This window comes from Pseudolysinimonas sp., from assembly GCF_039912695.1.
GTDB lineage: Bacteria > Actinomycetota > Actinomycetes > Actinomycetales > Microbacteriaceae > Pseudolysinimonas_A.
This window is the reverse complement of sequence record NZ_JBDSPJ010000013.1, coordinates 65,114-89,084: the sequence shown is the minus strand read 5'-3', so window position 1 is coordinate 89,084 and position 23,971 is coordinate 65,114. Positions and strand designations below refer to the sequence as shown.

Below are 23,971 nucleotides of genomic sequence, written 5' to 3'. Positions count from 1 at the left end.
CTGGTTGAGCAGCCCGCGAAGCGGGCGTGTCGAAACCCGCCCCAGGTGGAACCTGCTTCCCGCGGGCGGGGTCTCGCTGGCCGCCTTCTTCCTTTTCGGGCTGCAGTGGCACGCGGTCGGCATCCCGCTACTCGCGGTTTCCGTGATTGCGGCCGCCATGCTCGACGCCGAGCTCGGCAAAGATCTCGCGCTGGTCGCCCTCGGCATCGGAATTGTTGCCACGACGAGTGTCGAGGCGGACGTCTCGTGGCCCAGTTTCATCAGGATCGGCACGGTGCTCGCTCTCGCCGTGGCATCCCCGTTCGTCATCGACAGGTTCGTGTTCCGTCGGCGGGTGGTGACCTTTCCTTGGCGGTCGCGCGAGAAGAAGACGCGGCTCGAGATTGCCTACTTGGTCGCGGTGCCGGCTCTGGGCTATCTGATTCTGCCGTTCTACTTCATCGCTTCGGGGGCGTACCTGAACTGGCCGGTGCTTGCCGATGGTTCAGAACTGCTGCGGTTCTTTGTCGGCGTCAACGCTGTCGGCACCTGGGATGAACTGTTCTTCATCTGCACGGTGCTTGCCCTGCTGCGCCGGCATTTCCCGCTTTGGCAGGCGAATTTGCTCACGATGGTGATCTTCGTGTCGTTCCTGTGGGAACTCGGCTACCGCGTCTGGGGGCCGGCGCTGACGATTCCGTTTGCCCTTCTGCAGGGCTACCTCTTCGCGAAAACCCGATCGCTGGGCTACGTGCTCGCGGTGCATCTGATGTTCGACGCGCTGGTGTTTCTCGCGATCGTGCACGCGCGGCAGCCGACCTGGGCGCCGATCTTCTTTCTGTACTGATGCTCGCGCGCCTCGTGGACGCCCCAGCCCGCGTTTTGCGTCGGGGCCCACGTTTGGCGGCCTGGGATTCCGCGGAAGCATACGCAAAACGCGGACTGCGGGGCTCGACCGACTCTCAGGACTCGACGTTGATGTCGGCGGGGGACTTGTCGGGGCGCCAGCCGTGCCACGTCGGCGCTCGCAGTTTGCCGTCGGCCGTCCTCTCCGCATACTCGACCTCGCCGACCAGTTTCGGGGTTACCCAGTGCGCATCACGGGCGTCGGCAGCCGGAACATCGACGAGGGGAGAGGTCTGCCGGGCGATCCGGTCCAGCTTCGCGCGGAGGTCGGTGAGGTCGCGGTCGCTGAAGCCCGAGCCAACCCGGCCGACGTACCGTAGCTGATCGCCGTCGGGGATTCCGAGCAGCAGCGACCCGATGGTGTCGGCACGTGCACCGTTGCCGGGTCGCCACCCCGCGATCACGACCTCCTGCGTGAGGGTGTGCTTGATCTTCAACCAGTCGCGCGAGCGGCGACCCAGACGGTAGGGACTGGAGGCGCGCTTCGCCATCACCCCTTCGAGCCCCAGGCGACGGCTGGTGGCGACCGCGGCATCCAAATCGGTGCCGGTCTCGGGCGGCACACGGATGACCCCGACGTCGCGAACGGCGGCTCGCAACTCCGCGCGGCGTTCGGAGTACGGCAGATTTACAAGCGACCGACCGTCGCGTTCGAGGATGTCGAAGATGAAATACTCGACGCCCTGTACGGCGCGGGCGCGGTCGACATCCCGTGGATTGGTGATGCCCGACCGGGTCTGCAGACGTCCGAAGTCGGGTCGCCCATGGGCATCAAGCGCCACGATCTCGCCGTCGAGCACCACGTCGCCGCCCGCACCATTGCCGTCGACGGCAGCGGTGAGCTCGGCCAGTTCCGGGTAGGTCGCCGTGAAGTCGAGTCCGTTGCGCGAGCGGAAGTCGGCTTCGCCCCCGCGAACTGTCGCGATCGCGCGGTACCCGTCCCACTTCATCTCGAACACCCAGTCGGCGTCATTCTCAAAAAGGGCGCGGTCTGAGGAGTCGAGGTCGGCGAGGGTGGCCAGCATCGGATGCACGGTGCCCGTCGCGTTCGTGCGACCCCCGACGACACTCTTGCCCCGCTTCAGCCCGCGCCGCGGTTCGGCGCCAACCCGCTTCCACGACCCGGCGGCGCTGCGCTGCTTCGAGGCGGCGATGCTGTCGGGGTCATCCCAGTCGACCGGCTGCTGGTCTTTCATCAGGTGCAGCAGCCAGTTCTTGCCGGGTGTCGCACCTTTGTCGGTCTGAATCAGAGCCAGCCGGTGGGAGCCATGCTTCTCGCCATGGATCGTGACGATCACCTCATCGTCGCGCCATTTCTCGAGGTCGTAGGTGCCGCGGTCCCAGATCTCGACCGAGCCGGCGCCGTACTCGCCGTGCGGAATCGAGCCTTCGAACTGGCCGTATTCGAGCGGATGATCTTCGGTGTGCACGGCGAGGTGGTTCTTGCCGGGCTCGGTCGGTACACCCTTCGGCACCGCCCACGAGACGAGCACCCCGTCGCGCTCGAGCCGGAAGTCGTAGTGCAGCGCGGTTGCGTGGTGCTCCTGGATGACGAACGAGTTGCCCAACGCAGGCACCTCGCCGCCCATCGGTTCGGGAGTCTTCGTGCCATCCCGCATCGACCGGTAGGTCGACAGCTTCTCGTCGGCCTCGCTCGAGTGCCAGATCTCCCGCTCCAACTCGTCGGCAGGGTCACCGTTCTTCGCCACCCGCGCGAGTACCTCGTGCATCTCGAGCTGCCGCAGCCCCGGCGCGAGCAGTTCTTTCCAGGTGCGCGGTGCGGCAACCGTCGGCCGCATCCGCCCGCGCAGCGAGTACGGCACGATCGTCGTCTTGTTGCCATTGTTTTGGCTCCAGTCGAGCAGCACCTTGCCGTGGCGCAGCACCTTCTTCATGTCGGAGACGACGAGGTCGGGATGATCCGCCTCGAGCGCCCGCGCGAGTTCGTGGGCGACGGCCGAGGCGTCGTCGGTGGTCTGTTCGCCGTTGAGCGGGGCATACAGATGGATGCCCTTCGACCCGCTCGTCACCGGGAAGACCTCAAGCCCCATTCCTTCGAGGATCGCGCGCACCAGCTTCGCGACCTCGACGCACTCCTCGAGACCCGCACCCTCGCCGGGGTCGAGGTCGAGCACCAGTCGGTCGGGATTCTGTCGGGCTCCCGCGCTCTGTTGACCAGCACCGGCAAACCGCCACTGCGGAACGTGCAGTTCCAGCGACGCTTGCTGCGCCATCCAGACCAGCGTCGCGAGGTCGTTGACCAGCGGGTAGGTGTTGACGTGATCGGAGTGCTGGATGTCGCGGCTCGAAATCCAGGACGGCGCGGAACTCGGCAGGTTCTTCTCGAAGAACACGCTGCCGGGCTTCGCATCGGTGCCGACGCCCTCGACCCAGCGCTTGCGGGTGACCGGTCGATTGCGGGCGTGCGGGATGAGAACATCCGCGATGCGTGAGTAGTAGTCGATGACCTCGGCCTTGGTCGTGCCGGTCTCGGGGTAGAGAACTTTGTCGAGGTTCGTGAGCTTGAGGCGGTGGCCTCCCACGCTCACGAGTGTTTCTGCCCGCTTCGACCCGCTCTGCGCAACCACCTTCCCCAAGCTACTGATCGCACGGGAGAATGGGCAGATGCGCTCCATCTGGAAAGGCTCGCTCAGCTTCGGGCTGGTCAACGTGCCCGTGAAGTTGTACTCCGCGACTGAAGACCATGACGTCTCGCTGCACCAGGTGCACGACAAAGACGGCGGGCGCATCCGGTACAAGCGGGTGTGCGAGATCGACGGCGAGACCGTCGAGTACGAACACATCGCGAAGGCGTACGTCGACGGTGATCAGACCGTCATCCTCACCGACCAGGACATCGCGTCGCTGCCGCTCGAGCGCAGCAAAGACATCGACGTCGTCGAATTCGTGCCGACCGACCAGATCGACCCGATCATGCTCGAGAAGACCTACTACCTCGCGCCCGACTCCAAGTCGAACAAGGCGTACGTTCTGCTGCGGCGCACCCTCGAAGACACCGACCGCACCGCGATCGTGCAGTTCGCGCTGCGTCAGCGCACCCGGCTTGCCGCACTTCGTGTGCGCGACGGCATCCTGGTGTTGCAGACGCTGCTCTGGGAAGACGAGGTGCGCGAGGCACGGTTCCCCGAACTCGACGAGACGCCGCGGATCACTCCCGCGGAACTCGAAATGTCGCGACAACTGGTCGAGTCGTTCGCGAGCGACTTCACTCCCGAGAAGTTCACCGACGAATATCAGGAGCAGTTGAAGACACTCATCGAGGCGAAGCTCGAGCAGGGCGACGCTCTCGACACCGAGGCGACCTTCAGCCGAGAGGCCGAGGGGGGCGGCGAAGTGCTCGACCTGATGGAGGCGCTGCGCCGGTCGGTCGACGCGAAGCGCGGGGGTGCGGATGCTGCGAAAGTTCCGGCTAAGAAGGCGCCCACTTCGAAGGCGGCCACGAAGCCCGCCGCCAAGAAGAAAGCTTCCTAGGCCGACCCGACCCCCGGGACGGGCATCGGCGCTGGGGCCGCGGCGAAGGCGCGAAAGCGCCTTCGCTTTTTGCGGGGCCCGCGCAAAAGCGCCTTCGCTTTTAGCGGGGCCCGCGCGAAAGCGCCTTCGCTCTAAGCGGGGCCCGCGCCGCCAAACCGCTCGGTGCGGATCGTGCCGGGTGCGTGCCCAAGTTCGATGAGCCACGAGGAGACGGCTTCGACGAAAGGCGTCGGACCGCAGACGTAGCTGCGCTCGATCTCGGCGGGGTTCGTGATTGCGGCCGAGAGCGTCTCTCGGGTGAGTCGTCCCGCCGGGACCGGCCAGCCATCCGGAATCTGACGCGTGTACACCCGATCAATCCAAAGACCTTCGGTTGATAGGGCCGTGAGCTCGGCGTCGAAGAACTGGTCGTTGGGGGAGCGCACGCTGCTCAGTAAACGGAAGTCGGCCATCCGGCCGGCGTCTGCCGCGGCCTGCGCGATCGCGACCAAGGGAACGATGCCCGACCCTCCGCCGATCAGTTGTACGGGGCCCGTGGTCGAGCCGAAACCGTGCGGCTTCCAGACAAAGTAGGCACCGAGCGGGCCGTGCACGTCGACCCGGTCGCCGACTCGCAGTTCTTCGACGAGGTAGGGCGACACCTCACCGTTGGGCACCTCGTCGACGGCAAGTACCACGCGCGACGAAGGGCCGTACGACGCGATCGAAAAAGACCGAGTTGCCTGATAGCCGTCTGGCGCGGTGAGCCGTACGTCGAGGTGCGACCCGGCGTCGTTGCCGGGCCAGCCCGCCACGTCGAGCACGATTCGCCGCGCTGTGGCGGTTTCGACCGTGACTTCAGCAACAGTGCCGACCAGCCACGCCGGTCGGATGCGGGTTACCACAGGCGCTCTACCAGTAGCGTTCTTCGGTCCACGGATCGCCGTGCATGTGGTACCCGTTCTGCTCCCAGAATCCGGGCGAATCGTCGCCCATCATCACGAGGCCCCGAAGCCACTTGGCGCTCTTCCAGAAGTACAGCGCAGGAACCAGCAGCCGGGCCGGCCCACCGTGCTCCGGTTCGAGCGGCTCGCCGTCGGCTTCGGTCGCGATCCAAGACTGCCCGTCAAGCAGCTCGTCGAGGGCGAGGTTGGTTGTGTAGCCGCCGTAGCTGTGCGCCATCACGAAGTCGCCGCTGGTCTCGATGTTTTCGAAGATCTTGTCGAGCGACACTCCCCGCCAGGGCATGTCAAGTTTGGTCCAGTGGGTGACGCAGTGGATGTCGACGGTGACATCTTCGACGCCGAGCGCGAGCAACTCATCCCACGTCCACTTGTGTACTTGCCCGGTCTCGGTGCGCACCGTGAATGACCAGTCGGCGATGTCGATGTCGGGCGTCGGACCGGCCGAGAGCACCGGCCAGTCCTCGACGAGAGACTGCCCGGGAGGCAGCCGCGGGTCGCGTTCGCGCCCCTTGCCGGTGAAGCCGCGGGTGATGAACGACATGCCATCACGCTAGCGCGCCCTACGGCCTTCCGGCTGCCGGAGCGCGGCGGATGAGGGCGGGCAGCAGCACCCAGCCGAGCCCCACCAGCGCGAGGGTGATCGAACCGGCAACGAGCGCTGCAGCAAACCCGAGCACGACGTCGAAAATCAGCACCACCGCGCCACTCAACGTCAAGCCAACTGCCCCGAGGGCGAAGCGAAGCAGCAGATTGGCGAGCGGAACGAGGCGCGGTTTGCTGCCGTGTCGAAAGAGCGCCCGATGGAGTGCCACCGGAGTGAGAGCGAGAATTGTCGCGATGGCAGCCACCGCGACCAACACGAGGTACAGCCCGAGCTGTTCGGCATCCAGCGAGCTAAAGCGTTGCTGGAACGGAATCGTCAGCAAGAACCCGAGCAAAATCTGCGTGCCCGTCTGCGTCACCCGCAGTTCTTGAAGGATGTCGTCCCAGTTACGGTCGAGTCGTTCGACCTCGGTCTCGCCTTCGTGAACCATGCCCCGATGTTACGGACCGCGAACCGGTCGTGGTCGTCGGGGGCCCAGTCGCTCAGTATTCTGGCCGGGTGTTCGACCACTACCAGGAGACTTCGGGCGACCCGGTCGACGAAGCCGAGCGTCTTGATCGCGCCCTCGAAGACCGGGACTGGACCGTTCCCGCGCCGGGCTCCATCGCCTCGACGTTTGCAGCGCCCAGCGGTGAACTCGCCGTGGTGTCGCTCGGTGACCCGCGGCATCCCCGGGTCGTCCTGGTGCCCGGGGTGTCGGGGTCGAAAGAAGATTTCGTGCTCATGCTGCCGGTGCTCGCCGCGGCCGGCTACTACGTGCAGTCCTTCGACCTCGCCGGGCAGTACCAGTCGGGACAGGCCGGGCCGCCCCGCGGTGCTCACTATGACTATGACCTGTTCGCCAACGACCTGATCGCCCTTCTGGAAGACGGGTCGCCCGCTCACCTGCTCGGTTACTCGTTTGCCGGCACGATCGCCCAACTGGTGCTCGTTCGTCGCCCCAACCTGGTGCGCAGTGTGACGCTGCTCGCGACCCCGCCCGAGCCGGGCAACGGCTTCCGCGGGGTGCGTGGACTGGGACCCTACACATTCCTGGTCGGCGGCCGGATCGGTGCCGCCCTGATGACCTGGGGCATCACGAGCAACAGAAATCACGTGTCGCCGCTGCGGCTCGACTTCGTACGGATGCGGTTCAACTTCACCTCGCGGCGGAGCATGGAAGACATCATCCGGCTGATGAAGCGTGCCCCCGACCTGCGCGCGCAGGTTGCTGCGTCGCCGATTCCGAAACTGGTCGCCGTCGGGTCACACGACCTGTGGCCGACCGAGTTACACGCTGCATTTGCCGAACAGATCGGTGCCCGACTCGTCGTCTATCCGACCGGGCACAGTCCGTGTGAAACGACGCCCAACCAACTGTCGCGCGACATGATCGCGCTGTTCGCCGAATCCTCCGAAGGCGCCGCGGACTAAGCCAGAGCTTCGCGCTCGGTGTCGCGTTCCCGTTCCCAACGACGACGCGCGGCCCGGCGCGCCCACGGCGATTCGTCGGGCCAGTGGTTACGCAGAGTCGGCAGGATCCACGACAGTCGCCGGGTGAAACCCGACCATGACGCGAACGGGCGTGCCGAGATGCCGACCGTGAAATCCGGGTCGTAGCGCACCGTCATCCACGGCTTGATGTGCAGGCTGAGATCGAGATCGTCGTGGATGTCGGTCGCCTCACGATGCACTTCGGGGCCGATCTGCTCCCACACCGAACGGCGCATCACGAAGTTGGATCCGAAGATCGGCGGATGCCCGAGGTAGATGGTCATCGACCAGTAGAGGCCACCGACCCACATTGACTTGCCGAGCCGCCGACGGATCGGACCCGCGTCGTAAAAGTCGCCGGATCCCGACAGCACCGACAGGTCCGGGTCGCGGTCGAAGGCGCGTTCTGCGTCGTCGAGCCAGCCGGGTGGGCACACGCTGTCGGCGTCGATCCGGGCGATCAGGTCGCCGCGGGCCGCGTCGAACCCGACCGACGACGCCCTCGGGATACCCGCGATCGGTTCCCAGATGACCCGGGCTCCCGCCGCCTGTGCGACTGCTCGGGTCTCGTCAGTTGAGCCGTTATCGACGACCACGATCTCGTCGGGGGGCCGCCGTTGGTGGGCGAGTGAGCCGAGGCACCGAGCCAGCATTTCTGCATCATTCCGCGCGGGGATCACGACCGAGACGAACATATCGGGCGTCACTCTACGCTCTGGATTCGCCCTCCGCGGATCGTTAGCGGTCGAGCTCGCCAGAGGTGCAAGGCGGCGTAGGAGCGCCACGGTGCCCACGCGGCACGGGGCGAGTCCGCGATGCCGAGCGCCGCCGCCGACTGCTTGAGCACGAGGTCGGTGGCGGGGACGGCATCCGGATGCCCCAGCGCGCGCATTGCGAGGTACTCGGCGGTCCAGGGTCCGACTCCGGGCAGAGCGAGGAGGCGACGTCGAAGTTCGACGACAGGGGTGGCAGGGTCGAGGGGGATGTCTCCCGCCGCGACTCGTTCGGCGACCTGGCGGATTGCCCGCACTCGCGCCGCCGGCCCCCGCAGCACCTCGTCGCCGCGCTCGGCGAGTTGGCTCGCGGTCGGGAACCCGCCGAAGTGTTCGACGATCCGGCCGAGCACCGTGCGTGCGGCGGCTACCGAGATCTGTTGGCCCACGAGCGTGCGGAACAGGGCCTCTTCGGGGTCGGCAGTGCCGGGGATCCGGATGCCGGGAACCGCCGCGACGAGCGGAGCCAGATCGGGGTCGCGGGCGAGCCAGGCATCGATCGCGACCGAGTCGGCGTCGAGGTCGAACATTCGCCGCACGCGAGCCGTCAGCGCCGGCACATCTGCAAGGGCCGCAAGCTGCGCCGTCAGCACGACCCCGGCACGCTGCGGATCGAGCCGCACCTCCACCTGAGCAAGCCCACTCGGCAGCCGCATCGGCCGCGCGAATCGGGTGTCGTCGCCCTCCTCAAACCCGTGGATGCCGTGGTCGGCGAAGAAGCGAAACAGTCCGATCCCATCGAACGGCTCGCGAGCGGGGAGACGCAGGGTGACGGCCCCGCCCTCCGGCACCTTCCCCGGGGCTGACGCACCGCGCCGTGCGAGAGCCCGCAGTTCACTCGGGGTCGCGCGGTAGACCGCGCCGATCGTGTCGTTGAACTGGCGCAGCGAGCCAAAGCCTGCGGCGAACGCGATGTCAGACACCGGAAGCTCGGTCGCCGCCAATAGTGACCGTGCCGCCTGGGCGCGGTGCGCACGGGCGAGGGCGAGCGGACCGGCTCCTAGCTCGGCGCGAAGTACCCGCGACACGTGTCGAGAGGTGTAGCCCAGGCGGGCCGCGAGCCCGGTGACGCCTTCACGCTCGACGACGCCGTCGTGCACCAGCCGCATCGCGCGCGAGGCGAGATCGTCGTGCAGGTTCCAGTCGGGGGAGCCGGGCACGGCATCCGGTTGGCAGCGTTTGCAGGCGCGCAGTCCCGCTTCGTGAGCTGCCGCCGCCGTGCGATAGAACGACACGTTTCCCGGCTTCGGCGTGACGGCGGGGCACGATGGTCGGCAGTAGATGCCGGTCGTGTGAACGCCGGCGATGAACTGCCCGTCGAAGCGGGAGTCACGAGACGACAGGGCGGCGTACCGTCGGGCGAATTGAGCCTCGGCGAATCCGTCCATGCAGCCCAGCGTCGCACGCGCCCCCGTCATCGAGTAGCGGATATCGGACACGACCTCGGCTGGATGCCTCGGCGCGCCGATACAGTCGGAGCATGACGTCGAAGCAGACGAGCCCCACCACCTTCCTCGACGGACTCCGGTCGCTGGTCGGAGATGCGCTGCGCACCGATAGCGATGCGCTGGATGCGGCCCGCGCCGACAAATCCGGGTACGTCGCGCAGGGCTCCCCGCTCGCCGTGATCGAAGCGCGCACGATTGCCGATGTGCAGGCGACGCTGCGTTGGGCGACCGAGCACCGCGTCCCGGTCGTGCCCCGCGGGGCCGGTACCGGTCTGGCCGGTGGTGCGATCGGCAGCGAAGGCGAGCTGGTGTTGAGCACCCGGCTGATGGACCGCATCCTCGAGGTGTCGGTTGACGATGAACTCGCGGTCGTTGAACCGGGCGTGCTGAACGCCGACCTCAACGACCAGTTGAGCACTCGCGGCCTCTGGTGGGCGCCCGATCCGGCGAGCCGCAAGATCGCGACCGTCGGCGGCAACATCGCCACCAATGCGGGGGGTCTGTTGTGCGTGAAGTACGGCGTCACGCGCGAGGCCGTTCTCGGTCTCAAGGTCGTGCTCGCCGACGGCCGGCTTCTCGAACTTGGCCATCGCACCGTGAAGGGCGTGACGGGCTACGACCTCACGGCGCTGATGATCGGCTCGGAAGGCACGCTCGGCGTGATCGTCGAGGCGACGCTCAAACTGCTCCAGCTTCCGCGCGGGGGAGTCGTCACCGTGAAGGGCGTCTTTGCGACGACCGAACAGGCGGCTCGGGCGTCGAGTGTCGTCAGTGCGACCGGCCTCAAGCCGTCGATGATGGAGCTCCTTGATCCGCACGCGGTCTCGAGCATCGCCGAGTACCTCGGGCTAGAACTCGGCGAGGGCGCCATCCTTCTGGTTCAGACCGACGGCATGGCAGCAGCCGACGAGGCCGACGCGATCGCGGCCGTGATGCGCTCCCTGGGCGCCGAGGTCGAGGCGACAACGGATGCCGAGGAGGGCGTCCGGCTGTTCAACATCCGTCGGTCGTTCCACCCGTCACTCGAAGCCCGCGGCACTGTTCTCATTGAAGACGTCGCCGTGCCGCGCAGCGCGCTGCCCGCGATGTTCGCCTCGATCGAGCGGATCGCGAAGAAGTACGGTCTCGAAATTCCGACCGTCGCGCACGCCGGCGACGGCAACCTGCACCCCAACTTTGTCTTCCATGGCGAGAAGGTCAACGGTCACGTCGAGGTACCCGAGCACGTCTGGGCCGCCGCCGACGAGATGTTCGTAGACTGTCTGCGGCTGGGCGGTACCCTCACCGGCGAACACGGCGTCGGAATCCTTAAGAAGCGCTGGCTGCGCGACGAGCTGGGCGACGACTCGTTCGATCTTCAGCGTCAGATCAAGCAGGTGTTCGACCCGCTCGGCATCCTGAATCCGGGCAAGATTTTCTAACCCGATGGTGGGTCAATCGCGGGAATAGAGCCCCGCAACCCGGCGTTGTCACCTCTGTATGTCTACGAACCTGAGTGACACGCGCATCCGCCCGAATTTCGTGCCGCGACCCACAACCGGGCGCCTTCGACTGCGCCCGACGCGCCGCGGTCGCGGTTTCATCGTCGGAATCGTGGATGCTGTGGGCCCCGACACGAACGGGTTCGCCCCACGCGACAGGGTCGCTTGGCGAGACGCCGGGCAGCACCTCTCAGAGCTCATCCTGATCGATCAGGATGACGTGCTGGGCGTGCCGAGTTGGGTTTCCGATGACCAAGTCGTCTCCTACCTCGGTGCCGGCCTGATCGCGCGTGCGTTGGTTCGTACCCGGCCGTTTAGTCGAGGCGAGCAGGTACGCATCGAGTCGCACGACCCTCTCGTCGCCGAACTCACGGCCTCCTGGGTGCGGTCGCTCGGAGCCCGCGTTGTCGACAACACGGCGGCCGTTGCGATCCAGGATGACAGGATGACCCGCCGACGCGAACTCGGCAGCCACGGGCGTTTGGCTCAGGCCGCCGTTGAGGTGTTCCAAGCGATCCGCGCCGGGGTCTTCGATGACATCGCCCTGATGCCGGTCGCCGAAAGCCAGCTGGCCGCGTAACCGCTAGCGGAAGGGCCCGAGCCGCCCTCTAGGCTGACGGTATGGGTTTTCTCCCCGTCCCATCTGACGACGAGCTTTCGTCGGATGCGATTGCGGCCGCCAACAGGTTTCAGGACGCGCACCCCGGTCGGTTGACTGACCTCGATCGCGCGCTGCTGAACAACCCGACCGTCTTTGCGGCGTACACGCCGTGGTTCGACGTAAAGGAAGAGCTCGAAGAGCTGGTCGGCGAACGCGCGGTGACCTTGTTCTCCCTTGCGCTCGCCCGCGCGGTGCCGGCGCCGTATCCGACAGCGTTCTTCGAGGGCATCCTGCGCGCCGGGGGTGACGACCCGGTCAATCCCCAGGTCACCGAAGCGGAGTCGCTGCTTCTGGAGTGGGGCCGCTCGGTCGGCGCCGACCCGAGCCGGGTGCCGTCCGAACTCATCACCCGCGTCGAGGCGACGTTCTCGCAGGCCAGCCGCGCCGTGTTGGCCGGCTATGCCGGGCTGATGTTCGGGGTCTGCATTTTTTCGCTCGTCGCCCAACTCGTACCGCCGGCTTCGGCCGCGTCATGACGTGAACCTGGTCGGTGTCGGGCTGGTCATCGCCGCCCTTTTCGCCCTCTGCCTTCAACTGATGGATGCCGTGTTTGGCGTGATCGATGCCGTCACGATCCGCGACATCGACGAACCCGACGCGCTCACCCGGCGCCGCTTCCGCGAACTGTTCTGGACGCTCGCCGTGACCGCAACTCTCGCGGTTCTGATCGCGTTCGGGGTGGATGGCGCGGCACGGCTGATCTGGGACAGCCAACAGCCGGTGGCAGGTGCCTGGGTGCTCGTCGCGTCAGCGTTCGGAGCTTTCGGTGCGGGTCTGATCGCGGTGCGCGCGGTGCTCGGCCGGGAACGTCCCACCTACGCCCGTATTCGCCGTGACCTGCGCGACCGATCGACTTTCTCGGTCGATGCGGAAGAGCTCGCCGACTTCGAGGACCGACTCGACCGCGCGGACCGCATCCGTCGGCGTCACCCGATGGCGGCAGTGGCCGTTCGGCTCATCGGGCTGGTGCTGGTGCTCGGTGTCGCGTCGATCGGTGCATTCACGTTTCTGGTCAACGACCGCGCCGAAGGGTGGCTCTATCTAGGGGGAGGCGCGCTCGAGATCGTCGCATTCGTCGTCGCCCTCAGGGCAGCCTCAGTGCGACGCGGGCGCCTCGACGTGGTCCTCGGCGCTCAGCGTGCCGAAGTAGTTGCGATGCTCGAGCGGGCTCGCATCCCGCAGCGCGGACGAGTTCCCAGCCTGCGCGATCGAGTCAGCCGGGCACTCGCGATTCTGCGCGAGAAGCAACGCTGACGCGCCGACGATCGCCGGGCGGATAGATTGTTGCCATGACGCAGGCTCCCGCTGAGAACACCGCGCCCGCTGGCACCGTCGCACCCGGTGCCCCGACTCCCGGCCCGTCGGCCCCTGCGCCGTTGACGGCTCACGCCGCATCCGGTGCGAGCGCCCACCCGCCCATGGAGGCGCCCGCCGAAGTGAAGGCAGCGACGACCTCGACCCCGCACGCGATCTTCGACACCGACCCGCGCAAGCGGCGCGGCGCACGGATTGCGCTCATCGTTGCGGGAGTTGTGCTCGGAATCGCCCTGTTGTTGGTCCTCGGGTACTTTTTGGCCTTCATCGGCCCCGGGCTGACCTTCCTCGGTGCGTTGCTCGCGCTCATCCCCCTCACGATCGTGCTGCTCGGGGTGCGCTGGATCGACCGCTGGGAGCCCGAGCCGCGACTGCTGGTGCTGATCGCATTCCTGTGGGGGGCGACGGCGGCGATCGTGATTGCGCTCACCGTCGACCTCGGCGCTTCGCTCCTGATTGCCGCAGGCGGTGGCGAAACGAACTGGACCATCTTTATCCATACCGTCATTCAGGCACCGGTGGTCGAAGAGTCAGCCAAGGGCCTCGGCGTTCTGCTCATCTACCTGATTGCGCGACGATTCTTTGACGGTCCCGTCGACGGCATCGTCTACGCGGCGCTGGTCGCCGGAGGGTTCGCCTTCGCCGAGAACATCCAGTACTTCGCGCTGCAGATCGGTGAATCGGGGAGTCTCGACCTCCAAGTCGGGCAGATCTTCTTCATCCGAGGAATCCTGTCGCCGTTCGCGCACGTGATGTTTACTGCCTTCACGGGCTTCTTCATCGGGCTCGCCGCCCGCAAGGGGACCACCGCGGCGGGTGTCGGATTCTTCTTCCTCGGGCTGATTCCCGCGATCCTGCTGCACGCGTTTTGGAACGGCATTCTGTTCTTCGTCTACAACGCCTTCCAGTTCTACCTGTACTACCTCGTGGTGCAGGTGCCGCTGTTCGTGCTGGGGATCGTGGCCGTGACGATACTCCGGCGTCGCGAGGCCAAGATGACCCAACTGCGACTTGCCGAATACGCGACCGCGGGGTGGATTCATCCCTCCGAGGTCAACACCCTCGGCACCGGTGCAGGGCGACGCCAGGCGCTGGCGTGGGCCCGTCAGCGCGGTATGCGTCCCGTAATGAAGGAGTACATCAAGGACGCGACCCATCTCGCGTTCACGCGCAACCGAATCGTCTCGGGCCGTGATCGGGTCGCATCGCAAGCCGACGAAACACTGCTCCTCACCCAGGTGAGCGAGTCACGCGCCCGTCTGGCGGCAACAGCTCCGACCATGGCGGCACCGGTTCCGACGACCTGATCTGGGCTGGCGCCGATCCGGGCTAGCGCATAAACGGCGAAATAAAGCCGGCGACGAGTCTCCAGCCCCAGAACACCACGATCAGGATGCCGAAAATCACCGCGATGACGCTCACGCGTTGCTTGAGCCGAATGCCCTGAGGGGCAACCACGTTCGCGGCGAACGGCTGCGCCGTGCGATCGTCCTGGTAGCGATCGGTCTGCCGAAGAGTCTTCGCGCCGACGGTTTCGACAATACGAAACAGGCGCTGATAGACCGCGGGGTTTGCCGGCGGAAAGGGCGTCGCTGAGTACACGAACATCCAGTCGTCGACGATCTCGACGTCAAACGGCGATGCCTCATCGATGAGCAACGCCATCAGGTCGGGCGTGAACACGTAGAGGGCGTCGCGCTCGTACTCCTTCGGGCAATACAGCGTGAAGTACGAGTCGAAGTTTCCCTCCAGCGACAGAATCTGGCTCTTGTCAAAACTCGCCGGCAGATTGCTGGATCCAAAGAGTCGGTTGTTCGCCCGAGAGTCGAGAACCATGTTGGGCAACTTGCGATCCAGTTGAATCGCCAGAAAGCCCCAGTTGTGTACGGCTCGGCTTTTGCCCGAACCGGTCATGTACTGATAGTTGCCGAAATCGAGAAACCGCCCAGCGACGGTCCGGAAGTGCTCGATTGCGTTGCGGCTGTCTCCCTGCTGGAAGATCACGCCCGGATAGCTCGGAGAAGAATCGGCAGGGCTGAAAGTGAAACCGTTCGCCTGGGCGAAGCGGTCCATGCGCAGCCACCGTTCCCAGCGGCGGTTCAGGGCCGCCAAGCCGCGGTTGATTGCGAGGGCGATCGCGGCGATGGCGATCACCGCGATCGTGATAGCCACGACCCCGTTCGCGTTGCCCGAGCTAGCGGCATTCGCGATCGAGTAGGTGATGCCACCCACCACCGTGATCCCGATGAGCGACCCGATGACGACCAACGTGATGACCCCGGTCAGCGTGCTCATCGAGGCGCCCGTCCACTTTGCGCCGGACGCTTTCGCTGCGGTCCGGTACGCCGCGACGTCGGCGGGCGACGCGGGGGTCAGAAGTGCTGAATAGTCGACGAGGCGAGCGGCGGTAGCCATGGCTCCATTGTGGACGATCAGATACCCGCACACAGACTCATCGCCGAGTCACCTTTCGGCGTCACGACCGGGATCAGCCGCGTACGCAGCTTCCGGCCGAGATTGCGCGGTCGAGTCCCGGGGCGGATGCGATGACGGGGGAGAGTTCTGCGTTCGTCATCGCATAGCCGAGATTGTCTTGGTTGGCATTGCGCGCAAACACCACACCCGCGATCCGGCCATCAGTGGACAGCAGTGGACCGCCCGAGTTCCCGGGCTGCACGAGAGCCGCAATCGTGTAAATCTGCCGGGTGCTCCGAGTGGAGTCGTAGATGTCGGGCAGGTTCTCGGTCGACACCGCGAGAACCTCGGCCGCTCCGGTCGTGAACGGTCCGCCGTAGGGGTAGCCCTCGACGATCGCGTCGGCACCCACGGCGAGGTCGGGGGAGAGCGCGAGAGGAGCGACCTGCAGACCGTCGACGGCGACGATCGCCAGATCGTCGATCGGGTCGACGTAGACGACTCGGCCCTCGAGAGTCTGACCGTTGGGAGCTTCGACCGTCGGCTGATCGACTCCCGCGACGACGTGGGCGTTGGTGAGGATCCGATCGGTCGCGACGACGAAACCCGACCCGGTCTGGTTCTGCCCGCAGGCGTAGGCCGTGCCCCCGATGCGCACGACCGACTGGGCGGCGAGCGCCAGCGGGTCGGTATTCGTCGCAACATTCGGGATGCCGGGGGAGTCCTGCACACCACCGAGCGCCTCGCCGATCGCAGGCAGACCCTTTTCGAGAACCGTCGCGCGCAGGCGGGCGAGTGCGGCATCCAGGGGTGGGGGCGTTACGACGTCGATCGCGCGCAGCACGTAGGAGCCTGAGATCGCCTGGGTGAGCAGCGGGTTGCCCATCGCGCTGACGCCGCCCGCGACGAGCGCGATCGTCAGGGCTGCGATGATCCCATTCGCGATCCCGCCCGCGAACCGGCTCCCCGCGCGAAGCGGCTCGTCACGTCGATCGCGGATGCCGCGGCCGATCCGTCGTCCGAGTGCGTGGCCCCCGACGAGCAACAACAGCGAGACGGCGACAGCGATCGCGATGCGCAAGAACGGGTTGGGCACGATCGTCGAGATGACGGGGATCACCAGGAACGCGATGATCCCGCCCAGGATGATGCCGATCAACGATCCCAAACTGCGAGCGAACCCGTTGCGCACCCCTTCGCCGATGAAGACCAGGAGGGTGAGAACGAGCAGCACGTCGAGGAGGCGGGCAGCGATCATGGTGACCAGTGTGCGACAGGATCGCCCGCCGGTTGGCGCGCTACGCCGGTCGAGTGGCGAGATCGACAGCATCCACTGAAATTCTTTTGGCGATCTATTGCGATATATCGGTGACGTGTCGTAACATGTCGGATATGAACAGACAACATCACCCCCAGAGGCCGCGCATCGACGCGGCCATGTCCACCCCCCGCTTCCGCAACTTCGGCGGACCGCACCCCGGAGCCGATTACATGGGCTTCCTCGGCGGTCCCGCGTTCGGACCGCGTGGGTTTGGCGGCAGAGCCCGCAAGGGCGACGTGCGCAGCGCGATCCTCTCTCTCCTGAGCGAGGGTCCAACCAACGGGTACGGCCTCATCAAGGCCATCCACACCAAGACCGAGGGCGCCTGGCGCCCGAGCCCCGGCTCGGTCTACCCGACGCTTCAGCAACTCGTCGACGAGGGACTCATCGTTCCGACGTCGGAGGGCGCTCGCGCCGAGTACGAGCTCACCGATGAAGGTCGCACCCACGTCGAGGAGCACAGCGAAGAAATCGCGGGTGCTTGGACCACGTCCCGGCATCCGTTGCAGGAACAGGGCGAACTGCTCGGTGCCGCGCGCAAGCTCGCCGGCGTCGTGCGGCAGGTCGCGACCGAAGGCACGTCGGAACAGCGTTCCGCCGCCTCGAAGAAGCTCGACGACCTGCGTCGCGAGCTCTACCGCATGCTCGGCGAATGACCCCCAGACGCGGCCTTCGAACTCTGGTTTGAAGGCCGCGTAGCTTTCTCCCCTCGACGGCGCGGCGTGCGACCTCCTGCTCGCCTCCGTGTTAGCCCGATTGAGTCTCATGTCCCTAAGATGGGGGACATGACGGTCGCTTACCCGACGACCGACATCCAGGCGCCCCACCTCGATGCCGTAGTCACCATTGCCTGCTTCTCGTGTGGAACCCGCACCCAGAGCCGGGAGCCGTTCTGCGCGCACTGCGGTTCACGCGTCACCGTGCCGGTGAAGGCCGGAACGGCGTCGCTCGCGGCCACCCGCTCGCTGCAGTTTGCAACGCTGGGGGTGCTCGCCAACATCCTGCTCGGCGGTTCCGCGCTCGGCGTGCTCTACCTGCTGTCGGATGCTTCCCACCTCACGCAGGCGGCCCTCATTCTCGAGGTGGTGCGCTTCGTCGTCGTCGTGACGCTCTTCGTTGTCTCGGTGCGGTTCGGCATTCGCGGCATCGCCCAGACCCAGGTCGGCGGCCTCCGTCGCCGCAGCTGGGCGATCCTAGGCATCGTCGTGTCTGGCCTCTGGACGCTACTGGTCACCGCCTCATTGGCTGCGACGACCATCCTCTTCTTCGTCCTCTGATATCCTCGCAAGGTTGCCGTCTGAACGGCCGCGGATACAGAGAGCTCGCACATCAGGTGCCGAGCGCCGCGCAACGAGGTGAAGGAGGGATCGAATCTATGGCTCTTGACGCTGAGACCAAGAAGGCGATCATCGAAGAGTACGCAGTGCAGCCCGGTGACACCGGTTCCCCCGAGGTTCAGGTCGCACTCCTGACCAATCGGATCAAGGATCTGACCGAACACCTCAAGGAGCACAAGCACGACCACCACTCACGTCGTGGTCTGCTGCTTCTGGTGGGCCAGCGCCGCCGGCTGCTGGGTTACCTCCAGGACATCGACATCGCGCGTTATCGCTCGCTGATCGAACGCCTGGGACTGCGCCGCTAAGGAGCGGATCGCCGCAGCGCAAGACACACGGAAACGGGTCGTCATCCTTCGGGATGGCGGCCCGTTTCTCCGTCCGCCACCGGTGAGTCGTAGGGTCGGTAAGTGACCCCAGCTCAGCCCTCCGATGCTGCCGCCCGCATCCCGATCGGCATCACGGTCAAGCTCTACCTGCTGACCTTCGCGACGTTCCTGGTCGGCACGAACGGTTTCGTCATCGCCGGGCTCCTGCCCGATATCGGCGAAAGCGTCAACGCGCGCACCAGCGATGTTGGCCTGTCATTCACGGTCTACGCAGGCGTCGTCGCGGTGCTCGCCCCGACGTTCGCGACGGTGTTCGGCCACGTCTCCCGCACGCTGCTGGTCACGATCGGGATGATTCTGGTCGCCGCCGGCACGGCGCTCACGGCGATCTCGACCACCCTTCCGATCTTCATGGTGGGCCGCGCGGTCGCTGCGGTCGGCGGTGCCGCGATCGTGCCGACGGCGGTCGCGGCCGCCGCGTCGATGGTGACCCCGCTCCGCCGGGGGCAGGCGATCGGGATCGTTGCGCTCGGCTTCACCCTTTCGACCGCAGTCGGCTCCCCGCTGGGCACCGCCGTCGCAGCTGTCGGCGGCTGGCAGATCCCGCTCGCGGCCGTCGCGGTGCTGTCGCTCGCTTCGGCGGCATCCCTCGCGTTGTTCGTCCGCGGCATCCCTGCCTCGCCGCCGCTCTCGTTCGCCCGCCGGTTCGCCGTACTTGGGGACCCGCGCATCCTGCTGACCGCGCTCTCGGTCGTCGCGACGGTGATGGGCTTCAACATCGCCTACATCTACAGTTCGGCGTTCACCGAGACGGCAACCGGAGGCTCGAAGACCCTGTTGGCCACGCTGCTGCTGATCTACGGAATCGGCGGGGTCGTCGGCAACGTGATCGCGGGGCGACTCACCGATCGGCTCGGCAACCGAATCGTCGCCAGCATCCTGTTGGTCACCCAACTTGCTGTACTCGTGCTGATGCCGCCCGCCGAGCCGAACTTCATCGTGATAGCGGTTCTGTTCCTGCTCTGGGGTGTCTCGGCGTTCGGCGCTGGCATCCCGATCCAGCACCGGTTGGTCGCGATCGACCCCGAGCGCTCGGCCGTGAGTCTGTCGTGGTACTCGACAGCGTTGTACGTCGGCATCGCGATCGCGCCGATCGTGGGCGGCTTGGCACTCGACGCCGCCGGCCCCCACGAGGTGCCACACGCCGCGGCCGCCGCCATCCTGCTCGCGGTCGTGCTGCTCCAGGTTGGCTACCTCGTTGAGCGTCGGCGCGGCACCGACGCGATTCTGCGTGAGGGCTAGCCCGCGGCCCGCGAGACGTCGGCCACGTCTTACGCTGGGGGCATGAGCCGCAACGTCCTCACGATCCTGCTCGTCATCGCCGCAGCTGTGATCGCGTGGTTCCTCGTCGGGTTCCTATTCTCGTTCATCTGGTTCGTGGTGCGGCTGATCATCGTCGCCTTCGTGGCGGTACTGGTCTACTTCGCGCTCCGCGGCATCCTGGCGGGCTCCTCGCGCCGCTGATCTGCTCGCCGCTCGGTACCTTCGGTTCGCTAGGGTTCGAGAACTGCGATCCGGAGGAACGATGAACAAGCCTGCCCTGAGCGAACGCCTGCGGTACTGGTTCGACAATTGGATGTCGCGAGGCCCCGTCGCTCTCGTGCTACTCCTCGGCATCGCGACTCTGGTGTTCGTCGCGATCCTTGGCGGCATCACGGCCGTCGTCATCGCGCTCTTCCCGACCTCGTACAACACGTTCGATGACCCGGAATACACCCCGTGGGACGTGTTCTGGGGCAGCCTGATGCGCACCCTCGACCCCGGCACGATGGGGGGCGACCAGGGCTGGTACTTCCGGTTGTTGATGCTCGTCGTCACAATCGGCGGTCTGATCATCGTCGCGAGTTTGATCGGCATCGTGTCGGGCGCCTTCGACAGCAAGGTCGAGGAGCTGCGCAAGGGTCGGTCGCGCGTGCTCGAACAGGACCACACGCTGATCCTCGGCTGGAGCAACAAGGTGTTCCCGATCGTTCGCGAGATCTGCACGGCAAACGAGTCCCGCGGTAAGAGCGCGATCGTCATCCTCGCCGACCGCGACAAGGTCGAGATGGAGGATGACATCAAGGCCCAGGTGACCAACCTCGGAAAGACGAAGGTGGTCATCCGTTCCGGCGATCCGATGAACCTCGCCGAGCTGGAGGTCGCGAACCCGCACGCCGCGCGCAGCATCATCGTGCTCGCGCCCGAAGGCGACGAAGACCCCGACTCGACGGTGATCAAGACGACCCTCGCGGTGACGAACAACCCCAACCGCAAGACCGGTGAGTACCACATCGTCGGAGAGTTGCAGGATCCTAAGAACCTGGAAGCGGCCCGACTGGTGGGCCGCGACGAAGCACACTGGGTGCTCTCGTCGGAACTGATCAGCCGTATCACCGTGCAGACCTGCCGGCAGAGCGGCCTGTCGGTCGTCTACGCCGAGTTGCTCGACTTCGCCGGTGCCGAGATCTACTTCACCGAGCAGCCGACGCTGGTCGGCCGAACCTACTTCGACGCCCAACTGGCCTTTGCGCAGTCCGCGGTGATGGGGATGGTGCAGGGTGGCAAGGTCGCGCTTAACCCGCCGGCCGACACCGTGATCGGCGCGGGGGATCAGCTCATCGTGATCGCCGAAGACGACGACACGATCGCACTCAGCGCATCCGGTGCTGCCAACGTTTCCGCGATCAGCACATCGAAGGTCGAGCCGCCCAAGCCGGAGACCACGCTCGTGCTCGGGTACAACGAGGGGCTGCATCTGATGCTCACCGAGCTCGATGACTACTCGACGGCGCGTTCGCGAGTGACGATCGTCGCGAACGTCGACCACCCTGACTTTGCGACCTTTCCGGGTCTCGACGTGACCTTCGAGAAGGGCGATCCGACGAGTCGAGCCGTTCTTGACTCCCTCCATGCCCACGAGTACGACCACATCATCGTGCTCGCCGCCAAGGAGACCCTGAGCAGCCAGCGAGCGGATGCCAAGACACTCATCACCCTGCTTCACCTTCGCGATATCGCCGAGCAGAGGGGGGTCGACCTCAATGTCGTCAGCGAGATGATCGACGACCGCAACCGCGAACTCGCCGAAGTCACCCAAGCCGACGATTTCATCGTCAGCGACCACCTGATCAGCCTGATGCTCTCTCAGGTCAGCGAGAACAAGCAGCTCACGGATGTCTTCGAGGACCTGTTCTCGGCCGTCGGGTCGGAGATCTACCTGCGTCCGGCGGAGTTGTACGTCACCGACGGGGCCGAGGTCGACTTCTACACCGTGCTCGAGGCCGCGCGCCGCCGGGGCGAAACTGCGATCGGATACCGCATCTCTGCTCACGCCCGCAGCAAAGCGGACGCCTACGGTGTGACGGTCAACCCGACGAAGACCCTCGCGCGCACGTTCGCCCCGGGCGACAAGATCATCGTCCTCGGCGAGGAGTAGGCCTCGAAAAGCCCGACGCCGTAAGCCCGAAACCCGAAGGGTTAGCTGCCCGCGGAACCGTTGGTGACGACATTGCTGAGGCCCGAGCTGTTGAACAGGATCATCACTCGCACCAGAATCGCGCCGGCCGCCAAGATCAGACCGATGAAACCGATCACGCGGCCCCGGCCGGAGACGATGGCGATCAGGCCGAGAACTGCGGCGACACCGGCGAGCACGAAGCCCACCCAGAAGTCGGCAATCACGAAGAGGCCCAACGCGAGAATCGACTTCACGACCGGGCCCCAGTCTGCACCGGCACCGAGGGCTCCACTGCTGAGCGATCCAAACGCGGCAAAGACGGCCACGACGACGATGACAATCACCACGAGGTCGGAAAGCACCACGATCAGCGCGAGAAAGAACGCCCAGAGTCCGAATCCGCGCTTCTTCTTGGTCGCGGCCGTAGCCCCGTGCGGAGCGGGCTCAACCGCCGAGACCGAGGCGACGACAGGCTCGGGAGAGGCGGGCGAAGTGGCGGAGTTCATGGCGTCGGACATGGACCGAGACTAGCCCTCGCCGCACCCGGTGTTGGTAGTGCGTAGCCGGTGTTTTAGGCGTTCGCGCGTTCCGTGATTTGGGCGCGGACGACATCCATATCGAGCGCGCGAACTTTGCCGATCAGATCGTCGAGCACGGGGCGGGGGAGCGCGCCGGCTTGCGAGAAAACACCGATGCCGTCGCGAAAGATCATCAGGGTCGGGATGGAGCGGATGTTCATCGCCGACGACAGTTCTTGCTGGGCTTCGGTGTCGACTTTGCCGAACACGATGTCAGCGTTGTCACTCGCTGCGGCATCGTAGATGGGCGCGAACGCGAGGCACGGTCCGCACCAACCCGCCCAGAAGTCGACGAGCACAATGCCCGACTCGACGATCGTCGGTTCAAAGGTGTCGGCAGTCAGTTCGACGGGGGCCATGGGATCAAGCCTAAGCGGGATGCTCCACCACGCGCCGGAGGGAATCCAGAGTCGCCCGCCAGTTCGCTGAAGAATGTTCGGCGGCTTCGACGCTCGAGTTGCCGTCCTGGGTGAGCGTGACGTGGGTAGCCGAACCGAGCGCGCGAAGTTCGTAGCGCACCTCGTGCGTCTCGTCACTGCCCGGCGACTCATGGCTCACGCGGATGAGCGTGGGCGCTGTCAGCTCGAGCACCGTCCCGCGGTCTTCGAAGGGCTTACCCTCCCATTCGCCGCGGTAGATGATCGGCGACCCGATCGTCCAGTCGGTCTCGACCGTCGACCCGAACATGATCTCGCCGAGCGTGTCGGTATTCGTCAGGGCGGCCCAGACTTCGTCGATCGTCGCATTGACGTCGCCCTCGGCCGTGGCCACGTGGTTGGTCATGTCTCAGCCGCCGCTTTTGCGCCGGAACTCCCGCTTGCCGCCGATCTTCGACTGCGCACCCACCACCGAGGATTCGCCGTCGACATTGCCTGCGGGGTTCTCGAGGTGCTTCTTGTTCTTGCGGTCCAGCGCCTCGCGGAACTTGCGCTTCATGTCGTCAATAGGTGCAGCGTCAATAGGTGCAGCGTCAATCGGTGCAGCGTCCGACGCTGAGGTCTCGACGGGCTTCTCGTTCATGTGCAGATTCTACCCGGCGCTCTCAGTGTCGACCTGGCCCGAAAGAACCTGGCCCGAAAGAAGAGACACCGCGAGCCTGGTGGACTCGCGGTGTCTGAATTCTTGAGATGAGACGCAGTGTGCTCAGACTCAGTCTTCGAGGACGAAGGTGACCTCGAGGGTCACCTGCCAGCTCGTGATCTGGCCCTCGGTGACGTCAACCTTCTGCTCCTTGATCCACGCGCCCGAGACGTGACGCAGGGTCTTGCTGGCGCGGGCGATGCCCTCGCGGGCAGCATCCTCGAAACTTTTGGTGCTTCGTGAGGTGATGGTGGTGACACGGGCGACGGTGGCCATGAGGTTCTCCTTCAGGGTCGAGGTTGACGTGGACAGTTCCAGTCAAGCCTCGCGGCGCGGT

Annotated in this window: 27 protein-coding genes; 14 read left to right on the top strand and 13 right to left on the bottom strand. The window is 65.9% G+C overall.

Translation table 11 applies throughout. From position 1 onward, the window contains the following. Positions 1-4 precede the first annotated feature (4 nt). Positions 5-826, top strand: coding sequence for a CPBP family intramembrane glutamic endopeptidase (locus ABIR17_RS04365; RefSeq protein ID WP_348003138.1), 822 nt, complete (start codon positions 5-7; stop codon positions 824-826). 115 nt (positions 827-941) lie between these two features. On the opposite strand, the gene ABIR17_RS04360 is transcribed toward ABIR17_RS04365, so the two are convergent. Next, complete coding sequence (locus tag ABIR17_RS04360; RefSeq protein WP_348003137.1) at positions 942-3,473, bottom strand: ATP-dependent DNA ligase; 2,532 nt, start codon at positions 3,471-3,473, stop codon at positions 942-944. 37 nt (positions 3,474-3,510) lie between these two features. Between ABIR17_RS04360 and ABIR17_RS04355 the strand changes: the two genes are divergently transcribed. Beyond that, positions 3,511-4,377 (top strand): Ku protein, encoded by an 867-nt coding sequence (locus tag ABIR17_RS04355; protein ID WP_348003136.1) that lies wholly within the window; start codon positions 3,511-3,513, stop codon positions 4,375-4,377. 131 nt (positions 4,378-4,508) lie between these two features. On the opposite strand, the gene ABIR17_RS04350 is transcribed toward ABIR17_RS04355, so the two are convergent. The 3 genes from ABIR17_RS04350 to ABIR17_RS04340 are packed head-to-tail and all read right to left on the bottom strand — an operon-like array spanning position 4,509 to position 6,355. Further along, entirely contained in the window at positions 4,509-5,261 is a 753-nt protein-coding gene (locus tag ABIR17_RS04350) for an FAD-binding oxidoreductase (protein ID WP_348003135.1), read from the bottom strand. Positions 5,262-5,268: 7 nt separating this feature from the next. Continuing rightward, positions 5,269-5,862, bottom strand: a complete 594-nt coding sequence (locus ABIR17_RS04345; protein ID WP_348003134.1) for a molybdopterin-dependent oxidoreductase — start codon at positions 5,860-5,862, stop codon at positions 5,269-5,271. Positions 5,863-5,881: 19 nt separating this feature from the next. Further along, complete coding sequence (locus ABIR17_RS04340; RefSeq protein ID WP_348003133.1) at positions 5,882-6,355, bottom strand: DUF6328 family protein; 474 nt, start codon at positions 6,353-6,355, stop codon at positions 5,882-5,884. A 68-nt stretch (positions 6,356-6,423) separates the two neighbouring features. Here ABIR17_RS04340 and ABIR17_RS04335 point away from each other — a divergent pair, with 68 nt between their 5' ends. Further along, positions 6,424-7,338, top strand: coding sequence for an alpha/beta hydrolase (locus tag ABIR17_RS04335; protein WP_348003132.1), 915 nt, complete (start codon positions 6,424-6,426; stop codon positions 7,336-7,338). On the opposite strand, the gene ABIR17_RS04330 is transcribed toward ABIR17_RS04335, so the two are convergent. After that, positions 7,335-8,093: a glycosyltransferase gene (locus ABIR17_RS04330; protein ID WP_348003131.1), complete on the bottom strand. Its 759-nt coding sequence runs from the start codon at positions 8,091-8,093 to the stop codon at positions 7,335-7,337. The two genes, ABIR17_RS04335 and ABIR17_RS04330, sit on opposite strands and share 4 nt — an antisense overlap. Positions 8,094-8,101: 8 nt before the next feature. Continuing rightward, on the bottom strand, positions 8,102-9,589 hold the full coding sequence (locus ABIR17_RS04325) for an AlkA N-terminal domain-containing protein (RefSeq protein WP_348003130.1): 1,488 nt from the start codon (positions 9,587-9,589) through the stop codon (positions 8,102-8,104). A gap of 62 nt (positions 9,590-9,651) precedes the next feature. On the opposite strand from ABIR17_RS04325, the gene ABIR17_RS04320 reads away from it, so the two are divergent. Genes ABIR17_RS04320 through ABIR17_RS04300 form a run of 5 tightly spaced genes read left to right on the top strand, consistent with a single transcriptional unit; the run spans position 9,652 to position 14,382 of the window. Then, on the top strand, positions 9,652-11,040 hold the full coding sequence (locus ABIR17_RS04320; RefSeq protein WP_348003129.1) for an FAD-linked oxidase C-terminal domain-containing protein: 1,389 nt from the start codon (positions 9,652-9,654) through the stop codon (positions 11,038-11,040). Between the two features lie 58 nt (positions 11,041-11,098). After that, the gene (locus ABIR17_RS04315; RefSeq protein WP_348003128.1) at positions 11,099-11,680 is read left to right on the top strand and encodes a hypothetical protein; all 582 of its coding nucleotides are present in this window, start codon (positions 11,099-11,101) and stop codon (positions 11,678-11,680) included. Positions 11,681-11,721: 41 nt separating this feature from the next. Further along, a complete protein-coding gene (locus tag ABIR17_RS04310) occupies positions 11,722-12,237 on the top strand; it encodes a hypothetical protein (RefSeq protein WP_348003127.1) in 516 nt (171 codons plus the stop codon). Between the two features lies 1 nt (position 12,238). Then, the gene (locus tag ABIR17_RS04305) at positions 12,239-13,015 is read left to right on the top strand and encodes a hypothetical protein (protein WP_348003126.1); all 777 of its coding nucleotides are present in this window, start codon (positions 12,239-12,241) and stop codon (positions 13,013-13,015) included. 35 nt (positions 13,016-13,050) lie between these two features. Further along, positions 13,051-14,382, top strand: coding sequence for a PrsW family glutamic-type intramembrane protease (locus tag ABIR17_RS04300; RefSeq protein ID WP_348003125.1), 1,332 nt, complete (start codon positions 13,051-13,053; stop codon positions 14,380-14,382). 22 nt (positions 14,383-14,404) lie between these two features. Here the strand turns inward: ABIR17_RS04300 and ABIR17_RS04295 are convergent, their stop codons facing one another. Next, the gene (locus ABIR17_RS04295; protein WP_348003124.1) at positions 14,405-15,490 is read right to left on the bottom strand and encodes a hypothetical protein; all 1,086 of its coding nucleotides are present in this window, start codon (positions 15,488-15,490) and stop codon (positions 14,405-14,407) included. A 73-nt stretch (positions 15,491-15,563) separates the two neighbouring features. Continuing rightward, positions 15,564-16,748, bottom strand: coding sequence for a MarP family serine protease (locus tag ABIR17_RS04290; protein WP_348003123.1), 1,185 nt, complete (start codon positions 16,746-16,748; stop codon positions 15,564-15,566). A gap of 179 nt (positions 16,749-16,927) precedes the next feature. Between ABIR17_RS04290 and ABIR17_RS04285 the strand changes: the two genes are divergently transcribed. The 6 genes from ABIR17_RS04285 (at position 16,928) to ABIR17_RS04260 (ending at position 21,955) form a co-directional block, all read left to right on the top strand. Further along, positions 16,928-17,467, top strand: a complete 540-nt coding sequence (locus ABIR17_RS04285) for a PadR family transcriptional regulator (protein ID WP_348003122.1) — start codon at positions 16,928-16,930, stop codon at positions 17,465-17,467. Positions 17,468-17,596: 129 nt separating this feature from the next. Then, complete coding sequence (locus tag ABIR17_RS04280; RefSeq protein WP_348003121.1) at positions 17,597-18,088, top strand: hypothetical protein; 492 nt, start codon at positions 17,597-17,599, stop codon at positions 18,086-18,088. A gap of 98 nt (positions 18,089-18,186) precedes the next feature. Next, positions 18,187-18,456: a 30S ribosomal protein S15 gene (gene rpsO / locus ABIR17_RS04275; RefSeq protein ID WP_348003120.1), complete on the top strand. Its 270-nt coding sequence runs from the start codon at positions 18,187-18,189 to the stop codon at positions 18,454-18,456. 102 nt (positions 18,457-18,558) lie between these two features. Beyond that, a complete protein-coding gene (locus ABIR17_RS04270; RefSeq protein WP_348003119.1) occupies positions 18,559-19,779 on the top strand; it encodes an MFS transporter in 1,221 nt (406 codons plus the stop codon). A gap of 42 nt (positions 19,780-19,821) precedes the next feature. Next, positions 19,822-20,001 (top strand): hypothetical protein, encoded by a 180-nt coding sequence (locus tag ABIR17_RS04265; RefSeq protein WP_348003118.1) that lies wholly within the window; start codon positions 19,822-19,824, stop codon positions 19,999-20,001. 61 nt (positions 20,002-20,062) lie between these two features. Next, positions 20,063-21,955, top strand: a complete 1,893-nt coding sequence (locus ABIR17_RS04260; RefSeq protein ID WP_348003117.1) for a hypothetical protein — start codon at positions 20,063-20,065, stop codon at positions 21,953-21,955. 41 nt (positions 21,956-21,996) lie between these two features. On the opposite strand, the gene ABIR17_RS04255 is transcribed toward ABIR17_RS04260, so the two are convergent. The 5 genes from ABIR17_RS04255 to ABIR17_RS04235 all read right to left on the bottom strand — a co-directional run bounded on the left by ABIR17_RS04255 (position 21,997) and on the right by ABIR17_RS04235 (position 23,910). Continuing rightward, entirely contained in the window at positions 21,997-22,494 is a 498-nt protein-coding gene (locus tag ABIR17_RS04255) for a hypothetical protein (protein WP_348003116.1), read from the bottom strand. A gap of 53 nt (positions 22,495-22,547) precedes the next feature. Further along, positions 22,548-22,913 carry a thioredoxin family protein gene (locus tag ABIR17_RS04250; RefSeq protein ID WP_348003115.1) on the bottom strand — a complete coding sequence of 122 codons (366 nt, stop codon included), beginning with the start codon at positions 22,911-22,913 and terminating at the stop codon, positions 22,548-22,550. Between the two features lie 10 nt (positions 22,914-22,923). Beyond that, on the bottom strand, positions 22,924-23,337 hold the full coding sequence (locus ABIR17_RS04245) for an SRPBCC family protein (protein ID WP_348003114.1): 414 nt from the start codon (positions 23,335-23,337) through the stop codon (positions 22,924-22,926). Between the two features lie 3 nt (positions 23,338-23,340). Beyond that, positions 23,341-23,574, bottom strand: coding sequence for a DUF5302 domain-containing protein (locus tag ABIR17_RS04240; protein WP_348003113.1), 234 nt, complete (start codon positions 23,572-23,574; stop codon positions 23,341-23,343). 129 nt (positions 23,575-23,703) lie between these two features. Further along, positions 23,704-23,910 (bottom strand): dodecin family protein, encoded by a 207-nt coding sequence (locus tag ABIR17_RS04235; protein WP_348003112.1) that lies wholly within the window; start codon positions 23,908-23,910, stop codon positions 23,704-23,706. Positions 23,911-23,971: the final 61 nt, after the last annotated feature.